The organism is Coleofasciculus sp., assembly GCF_046539235.1.
Taxonomy (GTDB): domain Bacteria; phylum Cyanobacteriota; class Cyanobacteriia; order Cyanobacteriales; family Coleofasciculaceae; genus Coleofasciculus.
Window position 1 is genome coordinate 1 of record NZ_JBKHHI010000336.1, and the last position, 7,324, is coordinate 7,324.

Annotated in this window: 5 protein-coding genes and 1 pseudogene; 1 reads left to right on the forward strand and 5 read right to left on the reverse strand. The window is 48.8% G+C overall.

Going from position 1 to position 7,324, the window contains the following annotated elements; translation table 11 throughout:
• Positions 1–315 precede the first annotated feature (315 nt).
• The 5 genes and pseudogenes from ACLFWI_RS23105 to gcvH all read right to left on the reverse strand — a co-directional run.
• Positions 316–573, reverse strand: a pseudogene (locus ACLFWI_RS23105) (tetratricopeptide repeat protein); the annotation flags it as partial.
• 164 nt (positions 574–737) lie between these two features.
• Positions 738–2,177, reverse strand: coding sequence for a GTP-binding protein (locus ACLFWI_RS23110; RefSeq protein WP_446414876.1), 1,440 nt, complete (start codon positions 2,175–2,177; stop codon positions 738–740).
• 578 nt (positions 2,178–2,755) lie between these two features.
• Positions 2,756–5,737: an aminomethyl-transferring glycine dehydrogenase gene (gene gcvP, locus ACLFWI_RS23115; protein WP_446414877.1), complete on the reverse strand. Its 2,982-nt coding sequence runs from the start codon at positions 5,735–5,737 to the stop codon at positions 2,756–2,758.
• A gap of 46 nt (positions 5,738–5,783) precedes the next feature.
• Entirely contained in the window at positions 5,784–5,909 is a 126-nt protein-coding gene (locus tag ACLFWI_RS23120; RefSeq protein ID WP_446414878.1) for a hypothetical protein, read from the reverse strand.
• Positions 5,910–5,947: 38 nt separating this feature from the next.
• Entirely contained in the window at positions 5,948–6,340 is a 393-nt protein-coding gene (gene gcvH, locus ACLFWI_RS23125; protein WP_446414879.1) for a glycine cleavage system protein GcvH, read from the reverse strand.
• Between the two features lie 63 nt (positions 6,341–6,403).
• On the opposite strand from gcvH, the gene ACLFWI_RS23130 reads away from it, so the two are divergent.
• Positions 6,404–7,240 carry an alpha/beta hydrolase gene (locus tag ACLFWI_RS23130; protein WP_446414880.1) on the forward strand — a complete coding sequence of 279 codons (837 nt, stop codon included), beginning with the start codon at positions 6,404–6,406 and terminating at the stop codon, positions 7,238–7,240.
• Positions 7,241–7,324: the final 84 nt, after the last annotated feature.

A 7,324-nucleotide genomic window follows, 5' to 3' on the forward strand; every position in this document is an offset into this window, starting at 1 on the left:
CTTGACTATAAACGTCTAACTCCCAGAAGTCTTCTCCTTGAACTTACACCTCAACCGTTTATATCCCCCTAAATCCCCCTTCAAAAGCTATCCCTTACTCGCATCTTTCTTGAACTACCTGAAACCCTTGTGAAACAAGAGTTTCAAGATTGATTCATTCCACTAGACTTGACAAATTACCAAAAAGCATTATTGATAAAAATCAAGTTTTATTGAGAATTAGCTATGTAGGGCTGGCTGCATAACTCCAAAACCACAAAGCTGATCAATGCTTTGAGTGGTATTGACATTTCTCCTTGTAGGAGAGGGGCTGGGGGAGAGGTTCGACAACAACCCCCAATTAATCGCCTCTTGAATCGCCCCATCAAACTCTTCAAAGGGATAATCCTGAAACGGGGCTAACTGCTGCAACTCATTCACATAATTCCCAATCCCCTCCCGCCAAATAAACCCAGTAAACGGCGCTAAACACAACAACAACTGCTGCGCCGCCGCCGACAAATTCCGATGGGAATATTCCACACATTGAACAATACTCTCCGTCTTATCCTCACTCCCCGAATCCAAAGCAATATAGTTTTCCCAGTTCCCCCCATCCCCCGCAATAACAGAATATTATGCCGCAGCGGAAAGAGATGCATGGGACAGCTAAATTTGCCTGACTCTTCTCGAATATATATTGACACGGTTGTTGTGATTTATGCCGTTGAACAGGTATTGTCATCATAAGATTGAGATTAAGACATACTCCCTAATTTCGCTGCCAATTCTCCTTTAATCCGATTGAGAATTGACGTTTCATCTAACGATTCCAGAATGCGACTAACGACAGTTTTCGGTGCATCTTCTCTCCACGACGCACCATTGGCTAAATAAACTTTCGTCACTTGTCCAATCGCATAAGTGGAAACCCCAGCCACACCCGCCTGAGTCATGGCGACAGACAGATAAGGCGCTAAGGTAACTCCTCCAGTTGCAGGCGCCCAAAGTCCTAATAATCCCTTAATACTACTCAATCCCAATGTGGCTAAAACTTCGCTTGCACCAATTCCGCCCATACTCAGGGCAATTTTCTGAAGCAATCCCACCGCACCTTGCTGGGTCATGGGGATACCGTAGAGCCGAGATAATGCTAAAATCATCACTACGTCTACAACCGTTGCCGTGAGTAGATCCAGAACCGTAACTGGATTGAGTGCGATCGCGACGGCTTTGGTCATCACGGCTTTCCAGATCACCTGATTGGCACTTTCTTCCCGAATCGCCATTTTCCGTTGCACCAGTTGTTCATTCACCTCACCCGCATACATCATCGAATTCAGGGCGACTAAGGATTTACCTTCCCGGTGCAATATTTCCAGTATTTTTAGCTTTAATTCTTCTATCTGAGGAGTTCCCAGACGCCGTTGAATCGCCCGACTACCATCAGCACGACGCACAGCTACTGCTTCTAACGGTGCAGCCGCCACCCGGACAATCTCAGCGGGAGACAACAACTGTTTTACCCGTTCATCCCGAATTTTACGATAAATCGCCTCGCGATCGGCTTCGGGATATTGGTCAATTTTATTAAAAACCAGTAGCATTGGCTTCCCACTATCTCGTAATAGAGACAGGGCTTCATATTCGACTTTGGTGATATCCCCGGCGATAATAAATAGAATCAGATCCGCTTGTCTGGCAACAGTTACCGCTAACGCCTCACGGGTTTCTCCATTAACTTCATCAATCCCCGGCGTATCAATAAACTGGATTTGGGATTCCCCAATACTGGGTAACGCCACGCGCAGGATTTCCTGATCCGTGTTGGCTAAAGTTTCCTGACTTAACTGCCAATTCGCGGTTTGAGCATTGCGAGTCACCCCATGCAACGCCCCTGTTTCAAACACAGGTTGTCCTAATAACGCATTCAGTACCGAGGATTTGCCCCGCCCAACCATACCAAAAGCAGCGAGTTGCACACAACTGTGTTCTAGCTTGTCCAAGAGGTTAGCTAAATCCTCAATTTCTGATTCTAACCCCGCTTGTTCTTGGCAGGTTAAGTCAAGATTGCTGACTAACTCACGCAAAGAGTCTTGGGCGCGTTTGTAGTGGAGTTCCCCCTGAACCGCGTCAACACTCCACATTGCCCAATCCCAGTCTTGGTTTGAATCGGGAGAATTGTTAGTCAAAATCATCTTAAAAAACCTGCTGGAGACCCTCGCTTTTAGCGACGGGAGGAAAGCAGGGCAGGATGTACTACTTTCCTTGGACAAAATTGGTGGGGGAGTATGGTTGCTCCCCCCTTGGGGTATGGTTGCCCCAACTCCCTTTCGGGGTAAAGTTTGCCTCGCCAATGTTAACGGTCGGTACTTTCCAAGCAGTACTGGCTTAACCCTTTAGACCTGTTTAACCACTTGGTTCTAGAGCTTGGAACTGGCACGCATCCCAAGGTAGGATTTTTAACACTTGCCGTTAACGTAGTGCGCGTAGCACTTAGGCTGGTCAACTTGGGCTATAAGGAGCCCTCGCTTTTAGCGACGGGTCGTTGACACCTCCAGCGCTAGGTTTGAGCTTACTTCGATCCTAGCGTCGCTTGCTGTAATAGATAGGGGCTGCTGAATAAGTTTTGAGGTGGGGTTAGGGAGCAGGGGAAGCAATGTAGAGACGCGCCATGGCGCGTCTGGGTGTAGGGGCGGGTTTGACAGATAACATTTTGCACCAAACTGATAACTTGACTAAACCCGCCCTTCTGGGGAAGCTGGGGAAGCCCCAATTAATCTGGGCTATACGCTTCCATACCCACACAAGAACAAACCAGATTGCGATCGCCAAAGGCATTGTTAATCCGCCCTACCGCTGTCCAGAACTTGTGTTCCTTTGTCCAGGGTGCAGGATAAGCCGCTTGTTCGCGAGAATAGGGACGATTCCATTCCCCAGCAATTAAAACCTCCGCCGTATGAGGGGCATTTTTCAGCAGATTATTCTCCTGATCAACCTCCCCAGATTCAATCGCCTTAACCTCTTGGCGAATCCCAATCATCGCATCACAGAACCGATCCAACTCGGCTTTCGACTCACTTTCCGTCGGTTCTACCATCATAGTCCCCGCCACGGGCCAAGAAACCGTTGGCGCATGGAACCCATAATCCATTAACCGCTTGGCAATATCATCCACCTCAATCCCGGCTGACTTTTTCAAATCGCGCAAATCTAAAATACATTCATGCGCCACTAAACCCGACTTCCCTTGATACAGAATCGGATAATAAGGCGCTAAGCGATGGGCAATATAATTGGCATTCAAAATCGCCACCTTCGTCGCTTCGGTTAACCCATCTGCCCCCATTAACGCGATATACATCCAGGAAATCGGTAAAATACTGGCACTTCCCCAAGGGGCTGACGCCACAACGCCAACGGAGTCGCTATTGGGTACTGTTCCATAACCTTTCACAAACGACACATCTGGCAAAAACGGCATTAAATGAGACTGTACCCCAATCGGTCCCATCCCCGGACCCCCGCCTCCATGGGGAATACAAAAGGTTTTGTGTAAATTTAAATGGCAAACATCTGCCCCATAATCCCCAGGACGACACAATCCCACTTGGGCATTCATATTCGCCCCATCCAGATACACCTGTCCACCATGAGCATGAATCGTATCGCAAATTTCGCGAATGTCTTCCTCAAAAACGCCGTGAGTAGACGGATATGTCACCATCAACGCGGCTAAATTCTGGCTGTGCTTTTCTGCCTTTGCCTGCAAATCCGCCAAATCGATATTTCCTTGGTGATCACAGGTAACAGCTACCACCTTTAATCCTGCCATCACCGCACTCGCCGGATTTGTCCCGTGGGCAGATTGGGGAATCAAACAAATCTGGCGATGTCCCTCACCCCGATGTTCATGATACTGGCGAATCACCAGCAATCCCGCATATTCCCCTTGCGCCCCCGCATTTGGTTGTAAGGAAATCCCGGCAAATCCGGTAATTTCTGCCAACCACGCCTCAAGCTGCTGGAATAAAAGCTGATAGCCCTGGGTTTGAGATAAGGGGGCGAAGGGATGAATCTGGCTAAATTCCGCCCAAGTAATCGGCATCATCTCGGCTGTGCCATTGAGTTTCATCGTACAGGAACCCAAGGGAATCATTGAGGTGGTGAGAGATAAATCCTTAGCTTGGAGACGATGGATATAGCGCAATAATTCGGTTTCTGAATGATAGCGGTGAAAAACCGACTCAGTAAGATAGGCACTGGTACGGGCAAAGGGAGACTCAAAACCACTAACCTCTCGTTTCAGCAGGGAGTCTACGGGAAACGGTAGCGAATCAATGCCCTCAACGCCAACTGATCCGAAAATATCCAGCAGAGTCACTACATCCTGGAACGTTGTCACTTCATCCAGGGTAATCGCGATCGCACTTTCATCCAACACCCGCAGATTCATCCCCCTGGCTTGCGCCCCCTTGAGAATATCGCCGAGTTCCTGGCTATCTAACTCAACCCGCACCGTATCAAAGAATGGTTGTGAGCTAATCTTATAACCCAAGCGTTCTAACCCGGCTGCCAATATCACCGTTAACCGATGCACAAGCTGGGCAATTTGCTTAAGTCCCTCTGGTCCATGATAAACCGCGTACATACTGGCAATTACCGCCAGCAAGACTTGGGCAGTACAAATATTACTCGTGGCTTTATCCCGACGGATATGCTGTTCCCGGGTTTGTAAGGCAAGGCGCAAAGCGGGTTTACCTTGGGCATCTTTAGACACACCGACAATTCGCCCCGGAACCTGGCGTTTATACGCCTCACGGGTAGCAAAATACGCCGCATGAGGTCCACCGTATCCCAAGGGAACACCAAAGCGCTGCGTCGTTCCCACGGCAATATCTGCACCGAATTCACCTGGCGGTGTCAGCAGGGTGAGACTCAAGGGATCAGCGGCAACTGTGACTAAACCGCCCATCTCATGTACCTGGTTAACAAACTCCCGATAATCATAAATCGTGCCATCGGTAGCCGGATATTGCAGTAATGCCCCAAAAATTGGCGACTCAAACTCAAACGTCTGATGATCCCCAACAATAATCTCAATTCCCAACGGTTTGGCACGGGTTTGCACCACCTGAATCGTTTGCGGATGGCAATCCTGCGACACAAAGAAGGCATTTGCTTTAGTTCTGCACAAGCCATAACTCATACTCATCGCTTCCGCCGCTGCTGTGCCCTCATCCAGTAACGAGGAATTGGCGATATCCAAACCCGTTAAATCAATAATTAGGGTTTGAAAGTTTAGCAACGCCTCCAGACGCCCTTGAGCAATTTCAGCTTGATAGGGGGTGTAGGCGGTATACCAGCCCGGATTTTCCAGAATATTCCGCTGGATCACGGGTGGGGTGATACAGTCGTGATACCCCATACCAATGAACGAGCGAAACACCTGATTTTTGGAGGCAATGTCCCGAAGTTGGGCAAGGGCAGCTTTTTCACTTTGGGCGGGGGGTAAGTTGAGGGGATGATTCAGCCGAATGGTTGAGGGGACAGCGCCATCAATCAGTTCATCCAAGCTAGAGTAGCCCAAGATATCCAGCATTTGCCCTACGTCTTCAGCATTGACACCAATATGGCGTCTGGCATAAGAATCGGTTGATACTAAATGATCCGCCGCCGCAGAAACAGTTGGCTGAGAATCACTGGAGAAGCCATTGAGGGTTGTGTCTGGATTCACTGAGACATTTGAGTTAGCCATATCAAACCGATTCATTCAAGGATTTTGGTGCATCAAGCCGCTAGAGTCAGGGCGACTCCTTATTATTTTTTAACAAAACATTCGCGATCGTGCTGTCATTTGTCTTATGTTGATTGTTCATTGGTAATCCTCTTACCCATCTCCCTGCTCCCCCTGCTCCCAGACGTAGCATGCTACGTCTCTACATTGCTCCCCCTGCACCCCTAACACTTACTCCTCTCCCTCAACCTGAGCCTGATATTCAGCCGCCGACAACGTGTCTTCCAATTCGTCGGCATCATTGACTCGCACTTTCAGAAACCACCCTTCACCGTAAGGATCTTCAGCAATCTGTTCTGGTGATTCCACGACAGCATCGTTGCGTTCAATCACCGTTCCCGTAACCGGGGCATACATATCCTCAACGGCTTTCACCGATTCAATCGTGCCAAAGGTTTCCCCTTTTTCCAAAGCACTATTCACATCGGGCAGTTCGATGAACACAATATCACCTAACTGATCGATGGCAAAGGCACTAATCCCGATAGTGGCAATTTCCCCATCGAGTCGTACATACTCGTGACTGTCTAGATACTTTAAGTCATCAGGATACTCTAAAGCCATTTCATGTCCTCAAGAAAGCAGCAAAGCTAAGTGTACAACTTCCGATCGCGCCATAATAAATAGATGGATAAAGAAACCCTCAAACGGCGGCTATTTGGTGAGTTTACCTGGAAACGACTCGTGCGATCGCTAATTTTTATTTACGTCTTCTTCGCTGTATACGTCTACTTCATGGCAGATCGGATGATTTTCCTACCTCGCCCCTCCAGCTACTCAGACACCCCTGACATTCTCAAATTGACGACGGCTGATGATATCCAGATTTCCGCCGTTTACTTGCCCAATCCGACAGCTACCTATACTATCCTCTACATTCACGGGAATGCCGAGGACTTAGGTGATATTCAGCCCCGGCTGCAACATCTACAGGGTTTAGGATTTAGCGTCTTTGCCTACGATTATCGCGGCTATGGCACGAGTCAGGGAAGTCCCTCGGAACGGAATGCCTATCGCGATACTGACACCGCCTTTACCTATTTAAAAGAGGAACTGGAAGTACCCCCAGAACAGATTATCGCCTATGGACGTTCCGTCGGCGGCGGTTCAGCCGTAGATTTAGCCGCCCGTCACCCATTGGCAGGTTTAATCCTGGAAAGTTCGTTCACCTCAGCCTTTCGCGTTGTGCTACCCATCCCGATTTTACCCTTCGACAAATTCCCCAACCTGGACAAGATCACCCAGGTGAACTGTCCCGTCTTAATCATCCATGGAACCGCAGATGAAACGATTCCCCTCTCCCACGGAAAACGCCTATTTGCCGCCGCCCCTGAACCGAAATGCTCCTTCTGGGTAGAGGGTGCTAGTCATAACGATTTGTTCTGGGTGGCTGGAGAGCAATACGGGGAGACGTTACAGGACTTTGCCCAGTTAGTCGCCAAAACTCAATCCCCCGATGAATGACAAAGGACAAAGGACAAATGACCAATTAGTCAACGTATCGCGGGAGTCCCCACCCTCAGCGTTAGCAGGGTGGGGAGGGATAGC

Coding starts and splice junctions, on each gene's coding strand:
- ACLFWI_RS23130 (WP_446414880.1), top strand. CDS start 6,404: ATGGATAAAGAAACCCTCAAACGGCGGCTATTTGGTGAGTTTACCTGG.
- gcvP (WP_446414877.1), bottom strand. CDS start 5,737: ATGGCTAACTCAAATGTCTCAGTGAATCCAGACACAACCCTCAATGGC.
- ACLFWI_RS23120 (WP_446414878.1), bottom strand. CDS start 5,909: ATGCTACGTCTGGGAGCAGGGGGAGCAGGGAGATGGGTAAGAGGATTA.
- ACLFWI_RS23110 (WP_446414876.1), bottom strand. CDS start 2,177: ATGATTTTGACTAACAATTCTCCCGATTCAAACCAAGACTGGGATTGG.
- gcvH (WP_446414879.1), bottom strand. CDS start 6,340: ATGGCTTTAGAGTATCCTGATGACTTAAAGTATCTAGACAGTCACGAG.